Annotated in this window: 11 protein-coding genes; 5 read left to right on the forward strand and 6 right to left on the reverse strand. The window is 47.4% G+C overall.

Annotation, left to right across the window (positions count from 1 at the left end):
- Window positions 1–145: 145 nt before the first annotated feature.
- Complete coding sequence (locus tag BRW63_RS14430) at window positions 146–2,221, forward strand: thioredoxin domain-containing protein (RefSeq protein WP_073072252.1); 2,076 nt, start codon at window positions 146–148, stop codon at window positions 2,219–2,221.
- Window positions 2,222–2,459: 238 nt separating this feature from the next.
- Window positions 2,460–5,219, forward strand: a complete 2,760-nt coding sequence (locus BRW63_RS14435; protein ID WP_073072254.1) for an AAA family ATPase — start codon at window positions 2,460–2,462, stop codon at window positions 5,217–5,219.
- A 241-nt stretch (window positions 5,220–5,460) separates the two neighbouring features.
- Here the strand turns inward: BRW63_RS14435 and BRW63_RS14440 are convergent, their stop codons facing one another.
- From BRW63_RS14440 to BRW63_RS14450, 3 genes are all read right to left on the reverse strand, one after another.
- Complete coding sequence (locus BRW63_RS14440; RefSeq protein ID WP_083582948.1) at window positions 5,461–6,009, reverse strand: hypothetical protein; 549 nt, start codon at window positions 6,007–6,009, stop codon at window positions 5,461–5,463.
- A gap of 568 nt (window positions 6,010–6,577) precedes the next feature.
- Window positions 6,578–7,561 carry an RNA polymerase sigma factor, RpoD/SigA family gene (locus BRW63_RS14445; RefSeq protein WP_073072255.1) on the reverse strand — a complete coding sequence of 328 codons (984 nt, stop codon included), beginning with the start codon at window positions 7,559–7,561 and terminating at the stop codon, window positions 6,578–6,580.
- A 797-nt stretch (window positions 7,562–8,358) separates the two neighbouring features.
- The gene (locus tag BRW63_RS14450) at window positions 8,359–10,089 is read right to left on the reverse strand and encodes a helicase HerA domain-containing protein (RefSeq protein ID WP_073072257.1); all 1,731 of its coding nucleotides are present in this window, start codon (window positions 10,087–10,089) and stop codon (window positions 8,359–8,361) included.
- A gap of 320 nt (window positions 10,090–10,409) precedes the next feature.
- On the opposite strand from BRW63_RS14450, the gene BRW63_RS14455 reads away from it, so the two are divergent.
- Window positions 10,410–11,069 carry a DUF4230 domain-containing protein gene (locus BRW63_RS14455; protein WP_073072259.1) on the forward strand — a complete coding sequence of 220 codons (660 nt, stop codon included), beginning with the start codon at window positions 10,410–10,412 and terminating at the stop codon, window positions 11,067–11,069.
- 154 nt (window positions 11,070–11,223) lie between these two features.
- The gene (locus BRW63_RS14460; RefSeq protein ID WP_073072260.1) at window positions 11,224–12,171 is read left to right on the forward strand and encodes a DUF6492 family protein; all 948 of its coding nucleotides are present in this window, start codon (window positions 11,224–11,226) and stop codon (window positions 12,169–12,171) included.
- Window positions 12,172–12,231: 60 nt separating this feature from the next.
- Here BRW63_RS14460 and BRW63_RS14465 read toward each other — a convergent pair whose 3' ends face one another.
- Window positions 12,232–13,017 carry a glutathione S-transferase family protein gene (locus BRW63_RS14465; protein WP_073072262.1) on the reverse strand — a complete coding sequence of 262 codons (786 nt, stop codon included), beginning with the start codon at window positions 13,015–13,017 and terminating at the stop codon, window positions 12,232–12,234.
- Between the two features lie 284 nt (window positions 13,018–13,301).
- On the opposite strand from BRW63_RS14465, the gene BRW63_RS14470 reads away from it, so the two are divergent.
- The gene (locus BRW63_RS14470; RefSeq protein WP_073072264.1) at window positions 13,302–13,817 is read left to right on the forward strand and encodes a hypothetical protein; all 516 of its coding nucleotides are present in this window, start codon (window positions 13,302–13,304) and stop codon (window positions 13,815–13,817) included.
- Between the two features lie 70 nt (window positions 13,818–13,887).
- Here BRW63_RS14470 and BRW63_RS14475 read toward each other — a convergent pair whose 3' ends face one another.
- Window positions 13,888–14,910 carry an ABC transporter permease gene (locus BRW63_RS14475; RefSeq protein ID WP_073072266.1) on the reverse strand — a complete coding sequence of 341 codons (1,023 nt, stop codon included), beginning with the start codon at window positions 14,908–14,910 and terminating at the stop codon, window positions 13,888–13,890.
- A gap of 81 nt (window positions 14,911–14,991) precedes the next feature.
- A complete protein-coding gene (locus tag BRW63_RS14480) occupies window positions 14,992–16,602 on the reverse strand; it encodes an ABC transporter substrate-binding protein (protein WP_073072268.1) in 1,611 nt (536 codons plus the stop codon).
- Between the last annotated feature and the right edge of the window lie 27 nt (window positions 16,603–16,629).

Raw genomic sequence — 16,629 nt, forward strand, 5'->3', positions numbered from 1 at the left:
TTAAAGTCCCCCAGAATGGGGGATTTAGGGGGCTGAAAGGACTAGAACGCAGCAACAAAGACTTGTGTGTACATAGTAGCCCTTGAAAGAGAGTGCCTTAACTAATCCGCGATAAACTCATCGTCATAGAGTTTTAGTCGCTGCCATGACGAATCGCCTTGCCCAAGCCCAGAGTCTCTACCTTCGCAAACACGCCGAAAACCCGATCGAGTGGTGGACTTGGTGTGATGAAGCGCTAGAAACGGCGAGGCGAAATGATAAACCGATTTTTCTTTCGGTTGGTTATTCTAGCTGTCACTGGTGCACTGTCATGGAAGGCGAGGCGTTTTCAGATCCGACGATCGCCGAGTATATGAATGCCAACTTTTTGCCGATCAAGGTCGATCGAGAAGAACGTCCCGACCTGGACAGCATTTATATGCAAGCGCTGCAAATGATGGTGGGTCAAGGAGGCTGGCCGCTTAACATCTTTCTCGCACCCGACGATTTGGTGCCCTTTTACGGCGGGACTTATTTTCCGGTAGACCCTCGCTATGGGCGACCTGGCTTCTTGCAGGTGCTTCAAGCCATCCGTCACTACTACGATTCTGAAAAAGGCAAACTCGATGGCATCAAAGCCGAAATTCTGAATAATCTACAAAATTCTGTGGCGCTGCAACCTGCTTCAGACTTGGGCGCAGGTCTACTAAAAGAGGGCTTAGAATCGAGCGCCGGGGTTCTCTCCTCAAAAGCACCCGGACCCAGTTTTCCGATGATTCCCTACTCAGAAGCAGCGCTGCGGATGGTTCGATTTAATGGGGAATCACGCTACGACGCGAGAGAATTGACCACTCAACGCGGCTTAGATTTAGCGCTTGGCGGAATTTTTGACCATGTAGGCGGCGGCTTTCATCGCTACACGGTTGACCCGACTTGGACGGTGCCTCACTTTGAGAAAATGCTCTACGACAATGGGCAGATTGTGGAGTATCTCGCGAATCTGTGGGGAATGGGAGTTGAGGAGCCAGCTTTTGAGCGATCGATATCCCTGACCGTGCAGTGGCTCAAACGCGAAATGACGGCCCCTCAAGGCTATTTTTACGCGGCTCAAGATGCGGATAGTTTCACCACTTCTGACGAGGCAGAACCCGAAGAAGGCGCGTTTTATGTGTGGAGTTTTGACGAGCTTCAGACCGCACTCTCTGTTGAAGAATTGACTGAACTAAGTGGACAATTCACCGTCACCGAAAAAGGGAATTTTGAAAGGCTAAACGTTCTTCAGCGTCGGCATTCTGGCAAACTTTCGGATTGCGTGGAAGGGGCGATCGCTAAACTATTTCTGCTCCGCTATGGTGCCTCTGCGGATGAGTTAACTACTTTTCCCCCCGCTCGAAACAATCAAGAAGCTAAAACGACTGCTTGGTCAGGTCGCATTCCAGCGGTGACTGATACTAAAATGATCGTCGCCTGGAATAGCCTGATGATTTCTGGCTTGGCGCGATCGTATGCCGTGTTTCGAGAATTGGAGTATTTGGAATTGGCGAGTCAAGCAGCCGATTTTATCTTGCAAAATCAGTGGATTGATGGACGCTTTCATCGCGTGAATTATGAAGGTAATGTAGAAGTGTTGGCACAATCTGAAGACTATGCGCTGTTCATCAAAGCGTTGTTGGATTTGCATCAAGTGACTCGCAGCATCCGACCAGCCGCACCCGAAAATCAAACCGACTGGTTAGAGCAAGCAATTCGAGTTCAAGCAGAGTTTGACGAGTTTCTGTGGAGTATCGAAATGGGCGGCTATTACAACACTGCCAAGGATGCGAGTCGAGATTTATTGGTGCGAGAGCGGAGTTATGTCGATAATGCGACTCCTGCGGCAAATGGGGTGGCGATCGCCAATCTTGTCCGTTTTGCCCTGCTCACTAAAGATCTCGATTACTTCGACAAAGCTGAACAAACGTTGCAGGCATTTGGCAGCATTATGCAGGAGTCGCCCACAGCTTGTCCTAGTTTATTTGTGGCGTTAGATTGGCTTCGCAACTGCACGTTAGTGCGATCGAGCGCTGATCAGATTGCTTTACTAGAAACTCAATACCTACCGACTGCCGTTTTTGCACTAGAGGCGAACTTGCCTGAAGGAGTCGTCGGTTTGGTCTGTCAGGCGCTCAGTTGCAAAGATCCTGCGCGGAGCTTGGAGCATTTACGATCGCAGTTAAAGCAGAGTTTAGTTAGGCAACAATAGACCTCCTGCATGAATAAAATTCTCGACGTAAACCATCCTGCGATCTCGCCCCCTAACCCCCAATTCTGGGGGAACCGGAGTTCAAAGTCCCCCAGAATTGGGGGATTTAGGGGGCGTTCCCGGATTTGTGCAGGAGGTCTAATAAAACTCTAATTCCTTGCCAGGAGTGATATCTTTTGTGGATAGATTTCACTCAGAGTGTAGTCAGAACATCTGATCTACACTCTACAATCAAGGCATGGAAATTCTCTCGGTTAGCCTCAAAAACTTCAAATCTCACAGCGATCGCCACTTCCCGTTTCAACCGGGCACCAACGCTATCTGTGGTGAAAATGGTGCCGGAAAGACGAGCATTTTAGAAGCGATCGCGTGGGTGCTTTTTGACCACAAAGGCGACTATAAAGTCGAAGATTTGATTCGTAACGGGACGGCGAGTGCCCAGGCAACAGTTGTATTCATCTCCAGCCACGACCAGCGAACCTACAAGATTCAGCGCTGCACTCGATTGGGCTACACGATTTTTGACCCTCAGCTTGGAGAAAAGCTCGCCTACACCCGCATTCGAGAAGAAGTGTTGCCCTGGCTAAGACAACATTTGGGCGTGGCATCGGGGACTGATTTAGCCAAACTGTTTTCTAATACGATCGGAGTTCCTCAAGGCACATTCACCGCTGATTTTTTGCAAACTGCCGAAAGACGTAAGCCGATTTTTGACGCGATTCTCAAAGTCGAAGAATATCGTCAGGCAAACCAGCAAATGCTGACGTTAGAAAAATATGCGAAATCTGAGTCAGAGAGTTTAGAACGCACGATCGCTCACTACGACGAAGCGCTTGAGGAGTGGGAAATCATCACCGATAAACAGCAAACCATTCGCCAAGAAATTGCAGAACTCAACGCTGAACTCGCTCAGTGTCAGCAGCGCTTTAACGAACTGCAAGCCGAGCAAGCCCAACTCAGCACCCAAGCCGCACAGATGCAGCAGTTGACCCGTGAGTTAGAGAAATTATCGGCTCAAATTCAGTCTAAAAAACTAGAGGTCGATCGCCTGACGCTAGAGTTTCAACAAGCCGAACAATCCGTTGAGATTTGCACGACTCATCGCACAAGTTATCAAACCTTTTTGCAAACCGAAACAACGCTACAGGAGTTAGAGAAAAATCGCGGGACGCAACAGTCTTTAATGCAACAGCGTCAAGGATTGGTAAAACAGGAAAGCGATCGTCAAACTAAATTCGCCACCATCACTCAGCAATTAGAACGACGATCGCAGATAGAAACAGAAATTCAACGCCTTGAGCCTTTAATTCAACATCAAATTAAATTAGACCAGCAGCAGCAAGAACTTAATCAACAGCTTCAAACCTGTCATAGCTGGCGACAAACGATTAGCCGCGATCAAAAACGGCTGGCTCAACTCGAAGCGCGTCGCAAACAGCTAGGGCAAGAAATCGAAGATCTAGAGGCATTTGGCGCGATCGTTCAAAAGATTCCCCAACTCGAAGCACAGCAGCAGCGCTATCAGCAACAACTCAGCCGCATTGATGCTGCGACTCAGTTTGAGGCTGACCTGCGGCAGATTGTCACCCAGGCTCAAACCCGCGAAGGCATCTACTCTCATCACCTCCAATCCGCCACCGTCAGGCTCAAAGAGCTTCAGCAAGCGGCTCCAATGTGGGCACCTCACTTGACCGAAGTATTGGCAACTTTGGGCAGCGGAGCCAAACTGCAAGGTCAACTAATGACTGACCTGCAAGGCATTTTAGAAGATTTATCTGAGCAACTGCTTGCCGATCGCTTAAAGCAACACCTCCAACAAGTTCAAACCCAACTGCAAACGGCACGTCAACAGCAAATCCAGTTCCTTAACCTCGATACTAAGCTAGATGCCGAAGAAGCCTTAGCTGCCGAAATTGAAGAAGTGCGATCGCAGATTCTTAACGGTCAAACCCAACTCACCCACGAGCCAGAATTAAAGCAACAACTAGCGCACCTCAACGAGCAACTTCAAGACCTGAATGATCCCCGTGGAAAAACTCGGTTATTACAGCAAGAATTGCAGCAGCAGACAAATTTAGAGGTTCAGCAACGCAAACTTCAAAGTGCTTTATTAGAGATTCAGAACGCAATCGCCCAAGTCGATACCCAACTCGCAGACTTTGCGAATCTTGCCGAACAGATTCGTGAACAGCAAATCTTACGTGACGAACATCGTCCCAGCTATCAGCTTTATCTAGAACATCAGCAGTCTGCAAACAGCTATCGAGGTCGAAAACAGCAGCTAGAAGAAGTGATCGAGCAGACGCAAGCACACCAGGAACGCAGCACAGAGCTTGTCACACAGCAGGCGCAGTTAGCAGAGACGTTTGACCCAGTGCGAGTGGCGATCGTGCAAACTGCCTATCAAGAAGCGAGAGACAAGCAAACTCAACTCACTGCCCAACTGCCCGAAAAAGTCAAACGCCTTGAGGAATACGAAGTCCAGATCTCAAAACTGCAAGCGATCCAAGAAAAGCGAGATCACGCCCAAACGGAAGCAAAACGCAAACAGAAAGTCGAACGCTTCATCAAATTTGCGCGCAAGGCGTACAAAGATGCCGGGCCGCGCATTACCGAACGCTATGTACAAAACATCTCTCGCGAGGCAGATAAGCTATTTCGAGAATTGCTCAACCGTCCAAATGTGGCGCTAGAGTGGACGCGAGACTATGAGATTGTCGTGCAAGAAGGAGCACATCCTCGCCGTTTGATCAATCTTTCTGGCGGTGAACAAATGTGTGCGGCGTTGGCGGTTCGGCTGGCGTTGCTCAAGGTGCTGGCGGATATCAATATTGCTTTCTTTGATGAGCCAACCACCAATATGGATAAAGCTAGACGAGAGAGTTTAGCCGAAGCGATCGCCAACATCAAAACCTTCCGTCAGCTATTTGTGATCAGCCACGATGATACCTTCGAGAAAGTCACCGAAAATGTCATTCTAGTCGAACGCGAACTTTAGAGTAGGTTTCGGAGGATTGTAAATTCAGTCGGACTCGTTACCCCGGAAGCCCACCCGGAACTCAAGTTCCGGGCTGATAGTGGAAGTCCATTGAAATGGACTAAAACTCTGATTCAGCGCTCTTCAGAGCACTTTTGCTATGAGCCGGAAATTTATTTCCTGGTGGACTGAACCGAAGCGATATGACACAAAATATCGGACATACTCAGCCTCAAAGAGTAGGTTTCAGTCTGACGTTTGGTTATTTCCAGACGCGTTGCTGATAGTTTTGCTTGCAGACATCGAGAATGCGTCGATCGTTCTCACTCAGCGTGGTCAATGGCTCAAATCCTTCTAAACTGATCTGCTTCAATGCAGGATTTCCGCGAGTGGCAACTGAGGCAGTTCTCTCCAGGGCGATCGCGTAAGGATTTTCTGATTTGTCGTAACTGTCAACCACTGTTAGAGCAACGCGATCGGGCTGAAACGTTCCATAGGCACAATCAAACGAAGAACGGGGCATAAACAAAGCGCCGACTACATTTCCTTGACGCACCTCAAAGACAAAATAAGCTTTCCCGATCTGATTGGGCTGGCTAGACTGTCCGTAAAGATAGACCCCATCTACCAGCGGGGAGGAATTGACCGCCGTGCTAGCTGGCTTTTGAGGAGTGGCTTGAGCGCTAGACGCGAGTGTGGGTAGCCCGATCGATAGCAGCCCGACCATAAATGACGCACCTGCAACGAGCCGAGTTAGATTTTTTAGAGGTGCAACGGTTGAAGAAAATAAAGGAGAAAATTGCGGCTTCATCGGTGTGCCCTCACATTAAACTTATGTAAATTTATTGAAAACGATCCTGGGATCGTAAAATAACCAGCGAATGACTAGAAGAGAAGTTGCTCACTTTAGAGAAATTACAAATTTCTTCAGTGCTTCACTCAGTCAGCAGATATAGGTCAGTTTGAGAGCGCTACTGCAAAGCCCAAGTGCGAAGGGGAATTGCCTGGGACAGTAGTGAACTTTTCCTTATGACTTATCAAATCATCTTGTCAGATTTGTTTCACTGCCCTCGGTGCCAGTGAACATACTGACCACTGTTAGACGGCTTTAACTCAGCTTGATAAATCGCTGAAATATTTACCAGAACTTAACAGAGACTTTGATTTGCGTAATACTTATTTTTAAGCTAGCACACAGAAAGCACCCAACAAATCACTTGCCTTAAATAGTAATAAGAAGTTAACGTCTGCACATCTATTCATTGGTAGATACGGATGGAAGCTGCCACTTATGCACATTAAAAATGGGGAAGCTCGATCGAACTTCCCCCCTCAATTAAGCATAACTAAAACCTGTATCGAATAGAACGATCGGTCAACTAGCTAGCGATATACTCTCGCACATTCGCTTTGCGACGACGCAGGTGATCGAGCGCTTGCCGCTCTAGCTGACGTACCCGCTCACGACTGAGGTTAAGCCGTTCGCCCACTTTTGCAAGGGATAGCTCATAGCCGTCATCTAACCCATAGCGCAAGGTTAAGACTTCTCGCTGCTGAGGCGTTAGCTCGGTCAAAAGCGTGTTCAGGTCATTTCGCAGCGACTCTTGAGTCATATAGCTTTCAGGCGAAGGCCCGTCATCTTCAAGCAGGTCTTGCAGCTCGGTGTCTTGATTGTCACCGACGCGCAAATCAAGAGAGACAGGCTGACGAGACAAGATCAAAAACTCACGAATCTGCTCTGGCTCAAGCTCAAGCTCTAGAGCGATCTCAGTTGCCGACGGGCTGCGACCTAGCTTTTGAGATAGCTCACGCTGCACCCGCTTGATCTTGTTCAGCTTTTCGGTGATGTGAATCGGCAGACGAATCGTGCGGGCTTGTTGAGCGATCGCACGAGTGATCGCTTGACGAATCCACCAGTAGGCGTAGGTCGAAAACTTATAGCCGCGAGTCGGGTCAAACTTTTCAACGCCGCGCTCTAAACCCAGAGATCCTTCTTGAATCAGATCTAAAAACTCAAGATTGCGCTTCTGGTATTTTTTAGCGATCGACACCACCAGCCGCAAATTGGCTTCGATCATCTTTTGCTTGGCACGACGACCCCGATGCAGAATGCTGGTCAACTCGGCTTCGCTGATCTCAACGTGATCAGCAAGCTCTTGAGGAGTTGGCTCGTGGTCTAGCTTTTTGGCAAGAGCGTCCTTTTTCTCCTGCAACGTCATCATTTGCTGCACTTGCTTGCCCAAAACGATCTCTTGCTCATGGGTCAGCATGGGCACACGACCAATTTCGTGCAAGTAAGTCCGCACCATATCTGCCGTGAAGGGGGACTTAGTAGTCTTTTCTTTAGAGTTGGCAGTAGCCATGGTTGCAGTGAACTCCGTGAATAAAAATCTGTGGGGCAAGGCAGTGGAAACTTGAAGAGGGTGCCCTAGCTCACTTACGCAGGTTAGCTAGGGTGGAAAAAACTTTCATCTCTCGATGTATGGATACAGAGGCGTTGAGAGAGCGATCAAAGAATGACACTTGATGAAGAGATCAGGTGAACGATCAAACCGAAGGGTTGGGGGCTGTGACAATCAATGAGGGGAGAATCGCTTACTTGAAGTCAGTCCGAGTTCGATTTCTACATGTTATTACAAATAATGTCTAGAGTAAAGGGGAAAACCGTCCTTCAATTGGGTGAGTTTTGAGAGATTCGCTTCAGGAACTCTTCTAAACCTGCTCCAAGTCGGACGCAGGTCAGATAGTGAGTGGGCAAACACTGGGCTAATTCATCTATAATGCCTGATCAACCACAGATTTAATAGTGTAATAAATTGAGGATAACCGAACCTTTTTGGGCTATGAAGTGAGGAAGACTGAACAAATTATGAAAAAATCATGAAATGCTCTTTAAGCTTTACCCATTAAGAGTTTTATCAACTTTGTTAGGATGCGAAAGGTATTAAAATCAGTTTGGCTACGTTCTCCTATACGAATAGTTTTAGTAGAGATACAAGAGAGATATGACAGAAGTGTGTCGTTCAGTTAAAGAGTCAATTACTAAAGGGCTTGTGCAAAGAATACCGCTGAAAACTAATCAATTGTTAAGCAGCGCGGACATTGCTGAGTTGCTGATTGAATGAATCCTACAGTTCGTAGCAAGACAGGGTGAGTTGTCTCAAAATCCCAAGTCAGCCTTTGCCACTTCTGCTGCCTTGAAAACCTTGTCGTCGGGCATTTCTTCCCAGGCGACATCTCCAATTTCGGTGTAAAAGGTTTCGTCGTAGGGGCGAGTGCGGATCACCACAGGCATCGGGACGGCGTGACCGAGGATTAGAGCTTGCTGCTTAGAGTCAAGTTTTGAGAGCACCGATCGTAAACTCTGAGCGCCCGAAACCCCTGTAAAAATTGCGTCGATGTCTTTCTCATCGTTCAGCAGGGCGGTGATGCGAGTCCCAATTTGAGACATGACTTCGTTATCGATGCCAGACGGACGTTGATCAACCACAAGCAGCGTCACAAAATATTTCCGCATTTCACGGGCGATCGTGCCAAAAATGGTCTGTCCAACGGTGGCGGGGTCGAGAAAGCGGTGCGCTTCTTCGATCGTGATCACGAGTTGACGAGGACGATCGCTGACATTTTTAGTTTGCAAAAACTTCTCAGCTTTGCGGACATAAGCCTGGTGGATGCGCCGCGCAATGATATTTGTTGCCAGCATATAAGAGAGCAGATTCGACTGAGAGCCGAATTCTACGACGACGTGCTTGCCGTTTTCTAAACATTCCAGAACTTGATCGACGTAGTTGTGAGGGCAACTGTTCCGAATATATTTCAGGTCATCGAGTCGATTTAGCTTGCGTTGCAGTGCCATGATCGATGACTTGCTGCCCATTTTCGTTTCGCAAAATTCTTGAATTTCGCCGTTGCTCATCGTCATGAGGCGATTGATCCAAGCTTTGCCAAACTCGTTGCGGAGAATGACGGCGTTTTCTAGGCTGGCTTCTGAGAGATTGAGTTCTCCGCGCACTAGCATCAGATCTTCGACTTCAAGCTGGTCATAGCCGATGTAGAGTTCTTGAGCATCGCGAACGCCTCTGCGCTTGGTCGAATCGGGATCGAGAGTGAAGATTTGCACCTGTCCGGGGAAGAGTTGCCGCAGTCCTTTAACAGTGCTGAAATGCTTGCCTTCGCGGGTGGCTTCCCAACCATATTCAGAGTGCATATCAAAGATCAGATTGACAGCAGCCTGTTTGCGAATAATGCCAGACAATAGCAATCGCGTTAGGAATGATTTCCCGGTTCCTGACTTGCCAAACACGCCGTTACTGCGTTCGACAAAGCGATCGAGGTCAATGCAAATCGGCACTTCCATATCGATCGGTTGTCCGATCGCAAAGTTGCGCCGAGTCGGGTCATCTTCCCAGCCAAAGACGGCACGAAAGTCTCGATCGCTGGCATCAAACACTTGACTGAAGTGGCTCGGAATTGTCTTGACGGGCAGCAGTTCAATATTGGCGCTTGAGTTGGGTTCGTAAGATGCGGCGGCGGTTTTTGATTTTGATTTTTTCTTTGAAGCATTGTTGGCGGCTTGCGCCTCGCTCATCGCCTCTTCGGGCGTAAACATCAGCATGGGCGTGAGGTCGATCGTGCCATAAGTCCCACTGCCTGCGAGGACTTCTTGCATGAAGGTGTTGCTCGGATCAGGAGGATTTGCCACGATGCGGGGGCTGCTCGTTCCCAGAGACACGTCGGTGAGCATGCAGAAAAAGCGCGATCTTACCCCTTGCACGACCAAAAATTTCCCGACTCGCATCTCTTCAACCGAGACATCGGGATGCAGGCGCACTTCTAACCCTTGGCTCAACGAACCTTGGATCACGGAACCTAACGGCTTTTCTGGATTCATGACGAGCCTCGATCGACCTTCTGGTTTATCGTACCGCGATTTTAGGAGGTCAATACAAGCGTTCTATATTTGAGAATGTGAGCGATCGCAGAACAGAAGTAATATTTTTTGAACACAGGGCGATAAAATGGTTGCGAAATCTTCGTTCCACGAGACGCATTTTCAGTTTTTGTGAACCCTAGTAGAGATTTGTCGCTTAGGATCGTGGCTTAAGTAATGTCGGTTACTTGTAACGTCAATGGGCACGACAGCGCCATGCCCTTACACAGATTTCTGCTTTATTTAATTCACGATCCTTGAGAGCGCCAGGAGAAACTTTAGTGAACACAGCCAATCTTTTCCAGACTGCTATCCAATCGACGGCTAATAAACTCAACAGACAAATTGGGCTAATTGGGGTTAGCGCGTTAGTTGCCATTATGGTGCTCTGGTTTGTTTTTGCCAAGCCTGTTTCTATTGATAAAACTTGGGTTAGAAACCTGATTTTTAGTGGGGTTCAAGATGCCAGTGAGTTTGTTACAGCTACTGTAGATGGCAAAGTGGCAGTGACTTTGGAGGAAACAACAAAGAAACTGAAATATTTTCCAGTTGGAAAGACTCATCTTGTTTATGAAGGAGTCGGCAAAGTGCAGGCAGGGTTAGATCTGACAAAGTTAGAAGTATTAGAATTCGACTCTAGTCAACACTCTATTCGCATCTCGCTTCCCGCTGCTCATATTGTTGCGGTCAATCTCGATCTCGATCGCTCGTCAACCCTGGCAAGCTACCGCGAATATTTTGGGGCAAAAGCGGGAGCGGAAGAGTATGAGAAGGTTCAACGTCAGGCGATCGATGTCATCCGCAAGGAAGCCTGCGAGAGTAAAATTTTGAAAGCCGCAAGCAACAACGCCACTCAACAGTTGGAAGTTATCTTGACGAAAGCAGGGTTTGAGAAGATCAAAATTGACACCCGTTTCGATTCCCCCAAGTGTAACCTGTGAATTTACATAAACCCGATGATGCTTCACCATAACTTCATTGTGCTCGTGTAAAGATTGACCCAGAATGCTCTCTTGATACCAACTTGGGAAAAACGATCGCAAATCCAAATGGTGTAGCTAGGTGCATGAAGACCAATATTTGAGGGGTTTGATTGTGAACGATCGGAAATTAGATGCCGTAATTCCTCTGACGCTCAAGGATTATCCAAGATTTGAGATTTTGCACACATCCTTAAAGCTTTTCTTCAAAGATTTGGGCAAATGCTGGATTGTTACTCCTGATCATGAATTCGAGCAAATTAAGTCGCTGATTTCAGACGAGCAATATTGTGTGATTCCAGAATCGAGCTTGGTGCCTGAGTTCAAAATCTTTCGATCGTCCAATCGATTTAGCATTTTTAAATCGGTGCCAGGGTGGTTTAAGCAGCAGATTATTAAGATTGCGATCGCGGACAAAATAGAAACCGATTTTTACCTCACGCTAGATGCAGATGTGATCTGTACAAAACCTGTCTACTTTGAAGATTTAATTAAAGACGGACGGGCAGTTTGTTACATTCATCAAACGCACACTCATCATGATTGGTACGGCTGGGCAGAAGAAGTCCTCAAAATGACTGCCAGGAGCCGCGAACTATTGCACAACGTGACTCCAGCCGTGCTAAGTAAGCAAGCAATGCTGGAATTGCAAACCTATTTGACGCAGGTTTACCATAAGACAAAATTCCCACTCAGACGAAGAGATCTGAAAGTCGTTGCTTTGAAGTTTCTAACTACATTTTTACCCAAAAAATCAACGCTTCGTCATCAGTTATTAAGCTGGAGATCTTATCTATCAGTCTGCACGCCGTGGACAGAATACGGTCTTTATTATATTTTCTTAGAAGAGACAAACCGATTCGACAAATATCACATTGAAGTCACAGACCCCATTTACACAAACGATGATTCTGTTTGGTATAAAGAAACCTTTGAATCTTGGGATGTTGAGAAAGTATTTAGCCCTGAAAGCAGCCACTTTTTTGTCATTGTTCAAGGTTGGCTAGATCTCGATATTCAAGAAGTTTGGCAGAAAGTTGATCAGTATTTGAACAAGAGCTAAATAATTCTAAGCAGGTGAATCAGTGGGACAGGCAAGATGCCCATCCCACAAAATAACTCACTAGTCAATATCGATCGAGGTCGGTGAAGAACCCGATGGAGTTGCAAACGGCGAAGACTTGCGGAAGTCAGCATAGAGCTTGTCGCGCCAAGTGAAGAACGGCTCAAACGTGCCAACGTCTGCGATTCCAGAAATGCCTTGACCTTTGAGCGCCTCAGGGATATTCAAATAAGAACCCGTGGGAAATTTGACATACATCGTTAAACCTGCGACGGCAAAGTCTGCCAGCGTTGGCGTATCTCCCAGCAAATAGGGTTGCTCCAGCAGAATGAAGCAGAGGGCCGTTAAGTCACGCTTGAGAGCAGCTTGAGCATCTTTAACGGCATCGGCTCCCATGCCCATACCCAGAAAGCCAAATAGCTCTTGGGGAATGGCACCCACCAGGTTCTTAAAGACATCAGGAACCGAGTTGGGCAGCAAAGCCGTGCGGAAATTTTGATTAGAGCCGATCGAGCCAATTAACCCTTTACGAGCATTGAGGCCGATCGATTCGTCTGCCCATTGCTCGATCAGCAAACATAACCCCTTCTGTTTTGGCTCAGAGGGAATGATCGGCTTTTCGGGATATTTTTTGTCTAGATATTCTGCGATCGCCGTTGAGTCTGCAATAATCTCGCTGCCATCTTTGAGGACGGGCACCTGTCGTTGTCCAGACAGTTGATAAAGCTCAATTTGTCCAACGCCGGGAGTGACTTCAATCTTGCGATATTCCAGACCCTTATAGTCTAAAATCAGCCGAACTTTTTCAGCGTAGTGAGACATCTCAAATTGATATAACTCCAGCATAATCAGCCTCCAGTTTACGATTAAGAAAGTAGCGCTATTTCGTTCCTGATCAACGCTTCTAGAACAATTTTAGTGTGGTTACAGAAAACCATACTCTAGCGTTAAAGCGCTCATTCTGTATCTGGCGTGGGAGCGAATTTCAGAATCTATACGTTCTTTTAAGACCTCTGCTCAAATCTCACCCTAGACAGAACTCCATCAACTCCTAATGACAGAGAACACAATCATGCTCGTCTCCTAAAGTTTGAAAGGTATATAAAGCTACATTTTTTGGAGCGTATTTCATGAACTCATTCAGTCACGATCGTTTAATCAAGCGCATGATTGCTCTGCTAGGTGCGACCGGACTCGCTGCCTTTTCTGGGCTACCTGCTTTCGCTCAAGTCAACCCCAATAACCGATCGGTAGATTGCTCGGCTTATGTCAATGGGGGTATTGGTGGCCCAATGAATAATTCAGGTCAGTCGAGCTATGACACTGCAACGGTTCCTCAAAATCGCTCAAATGCGATGAATCAATCGGACAACTCATCTAACAGCTACAACTCCTATGGAATGAGCCGTGATGGTCAGTTTTCGGCTAGAAACCCCAATGCAGCAATTCCGTTTCGCAGCAACGGGCCGGCGGGCACGTCTGGCGGAGAATCGAACCTGAATTTACAGGCGTATAGTGCAGATCGGGGAGCTTCATTCAACCGCGCTTATTCTACTCCAGATCGGTCTAGTGCAAATCCGATTCCGCGGTCTAGTGCAAATCCGATTCCGGTAGAGTGTCTACCTGGTGGCGTTAACAATCGATAAACCAGCGTTAGCAACGCATTGATTAACAGAGTTAGCGGATGAGTGATCTAACAGATTGTTCATCCGCTATTTAGTATCGAATGCGGGGATCGATGTAGGCGTTGATTACGTCGATCGCGATGCTTGACAACGCCACGATCGCTGCAAAAAATACAACAATTCCCTGCACGGTGGGATAGTCACGCTGCGCGATCGCGCGATATAAGCGGTTAGCGAGTCCGGGCCACGAGAATGTAACTTCTGTCAAAATTGCGCCACCTAGCATTGACGCTAGCGTTAACCCCAAGATTGTAATCACTGGAATCATCGCATTCTTAAGCGCATGATTAACAAGGATTTTTCGTTCGGGGATGCCTCTGGCTCTGGCAGCTTCTACATAGTCGGCTTGGAGCGTTTGCTTGAGATTAACGCGCACAATACGCTCGAAGATGCCACTGACTAAAACTCCCAGTGTGAGTGAGGGCAGCGCCAGATAGTATAAGGCGATGAAGAACTGATTGAGATTGCCCTTGAGAAGGCTATCGATCGTATACAGTCCGGTAATGCCTTGAGGTGCAGGAACCGTGACTGGGAAGCGGGTGCCCAACGGGAACCAACCGAGTTGCACTGAAAAAATTAACTGCAACAGCATTCCTAGCCAGAATAGCGGAATGGAATAAGTGATAATGCCAAACAACCGACCGCCGACATCGATCGCGCTATTGGGGCGAGAGGCAGAAATTACGCCAACGCCAATGCCAACGATCAGCGCGATCGCCATGCTGACGATCGCCAGTTCAACCGTTGCCGGAAAAAACTTGCCAATAATCTCCCACACCGATTCCTTACTGGTGAGTGATTTACCTAAATCTAGACGCAGCAAAGCGCCCATATAGTCGAGATATTGCAAAAATAGTGGCTTTCCCAAGCCCAACTGAGCGCGTAAAGCTTCCTTTGCGGCTTCGGGGGCACGCGGGCCTAACAGCGCATCGATCGGGTCTCCGGGCGTGGCTCGCAGCAGCAAGAAAACCAGGCTTGTGATCAGCCACAGCATTACAGGGGCAAGCAAGACCCGCGACAAAATGTAGTAACGCAGAGAACTCGATCGAGACATGGGTCAGTTCAAAAAGAGACGTTTAATGATTGTCTTTTAGTTTGGCAGTTGCGATCGGCTTTTGATTCAAGTCTTCCTGATTTAGGACTTACGCATTTCCCCAAAGGGAACTTTTTGAGTCACTTCTAAATGAGCGCCTTGAATTCCTTTTTGAGCGAATAGATAATCTTTGTTTTGCCAAAGGGGAATAAATGGAACATCTTGAGCCGAGACCTCTTGCAATTCAGCAAAGATCTTTTTGCGAGTTTCGGGGTTGAGTTCTTGACGACTGCGATCGATTAACTGATTGGCTCGATCGCTATAGTAAAATGACCCTTGAGCAAAACTCTGTCCTTCTTCGCATCCCGCTTTCACACTACCTTTAGAGCATTCTAGAAACGGATAAATGTAGTTATCTGCGTCAAGAAAATCAGGAGTCCAGTCTAATAAGAAAATGGGATAAACGCCTTTGTCTAAGTTTTTATAAGCTGCGGTAGATTCAATGCTGTTTAAGTCGATTTGCATCAATCCACCAAGCTCTTTTTGAACAATCGCTCTTAGCGTTAACGCTGCCATCTGATCGTTGCTTAAATTAGAACGATACCAAAGCTCAACTTTGAGAGGATTCTGGACTGAATAGCCTACTTTTTGCAAAAGCTCTGTCGCTTTGTTGACGTTGCGATCACCATAGACTTCAAACACAGGTTTCTGCACCGCTAACGTTGCCGGAATCAAACTATAAAGTGGTTCAATCTGTCCTTGAAACACGCGACTTTGTAGAAGCGGACGATCAATGATGGACGCGATCGCTTGCCGCACTTCTAACTTATCCAATGGCGGCGAATTGATATTTAAGGTGAGATAATTAATGCCGCTCCCAGATTCCTCAATAATCTGCCAGCCTGCACTTGCTTTTTTCTCCTGCAACGCCCGAATTTGATCTAACGCGAGGCTTTGATAAGCAACGTCGATCGCGCCAGTCCGAAAGGCGTTAAACAGATTGGCAGGACTGGAGAAAAATTGAATATCAACGCCCTTGTTAGCGGGTTTTTTGCCCCAATAGCGATCGAACGCTTCTAACTGCATTGAGTCGGTGCCATATCTCACCAGTTTGTAAGCACCTGTGCCCACAAATTGATCCGACTTAAACGACCCTTCTTTGATTTCATAAGCGTTTGGAGAAACCGCACACGCACCCGAAAACGCCAACAGTGAAGGAAATGCGGCAAACGGCTTTTTGAGTTTGATCGTTAGCTCATAGTCTGCCGATGGCGTAATCGAGTCAACACTATCAGAAATCAAGAACGAGGGTGCGCCGCCATTTTGAATAAATCGCTGAAGCGAAAACGTCATCGCTTTGGCATTAAACGCAGCCCCGTCATGAAACACAACACCGCGACGTAAAGGAATTTTATACGTTAATCCATCCTTGCTGACGATCGGCAGAGCCGTTGCCAGTTGAGGTTCAAGTTCGCTAGTGCCCAGCTTATAGGTATAGAGCCGATCGCCCAAGTTATAGAGCAAATTGCCAGAAAAGATATTGTAAGCATCTGCGGGGTCGATCGTGCTCACTGTCGCAGTTGTGCCTAGCGTAATTCGTCCACTGTTGAGGTTGGGTGAATCTAGCGTAGAGTGATTGCAACTCACTGCCAAAATGCAGCACAGACAGAATAACACCAACGATCTGAGGCGCTGCCGCAACTGGTTAGCCATAAAACCGGGGGCTTCTAAAATAAGGTA

The sequence above is a fragment of the Phormidesmis priestleyi ULC007 genome, from assembly GCF_001895925.1.
Lineage (GTDB): Bacteria > Cyanobacteriota > Cyanobacteriia > Leptolyngbyales > Leptolyngbyaceae > Phormidesmis_A > Phormidesmis_A priestleyi_A.

What these genes read in the sequence shown, in the direction of transcription:
- BRW63_RS14435 (WP_073072254.1), top strand. Translation starts at nt 2,460, where the DNA reads ATGGAAATTCTCTCGGTTAGCCTCAAAAACTTCAAATCTCACAGCGAT.
- BRW63_RS14440 (WP_083582948.1), bottom strand. Translation starts at nt 6,009, where the DNA reads ATGAAGCCGCAATTTTCTCCTTTATTTTCTTCAACCGTTGCACCTCTA.
- BRW63_RS14450 (WP_073072257.1), bottom strand. Translation starts at nt 10,089, where the DNA reads ATGAATCCAGAAAAGCCGTTAGGTTCCGTGATCCAAGGTTCGTTGAGC.
- BRW63_RS14470 (WP_073072264.1), top strand. Translation starts at nt 13,302, where the DNA reads ATGAACTCATTCAGTCACGATCGTTTAATCAAGCGCATGATTGCTCTG.
- BRW63_RS14430 (WP_073072252.1), top strand. Translation starts at nt 146, where the DNA reads ATGACGAATCGCCTTGCCCAAGCCCAGAGTCTCTACCTTCGCAAACAC.
- BRW63_RS14465 (WP_073072262.1), bottom strand. Translation starts at nt 13,017, where the DNA reads ATGCTGGAGTTATATCAATTTGAGATGTCTCACTACGCTGAAAAAGTT.
- BRW63_RS14480 (WP_073072268.1), bottom strand. Translation starts at nt 16,602, where the DNA reads ATGGCTAACCAGTTGCGGCAGCGCCTCAGATCGTTGGTGTTATTCTGT.
- BRW63_RS14445 (WP_073072255.1), bottom strand. Translation starts at nt 7,561, where the DNA reads ATGGCTACTGCCAACTCTAAAGAAAAGACTACTAAGTCCCCCTTCACG.
- BRW63_RS14475 (WP_073072266.1), bottom strand. Translation starts at nt 14,910, where the DNA reads ATGTCTCGATCGAGTTCTCTGCGTTACTACATTTTGTCGCGGGTCTTG.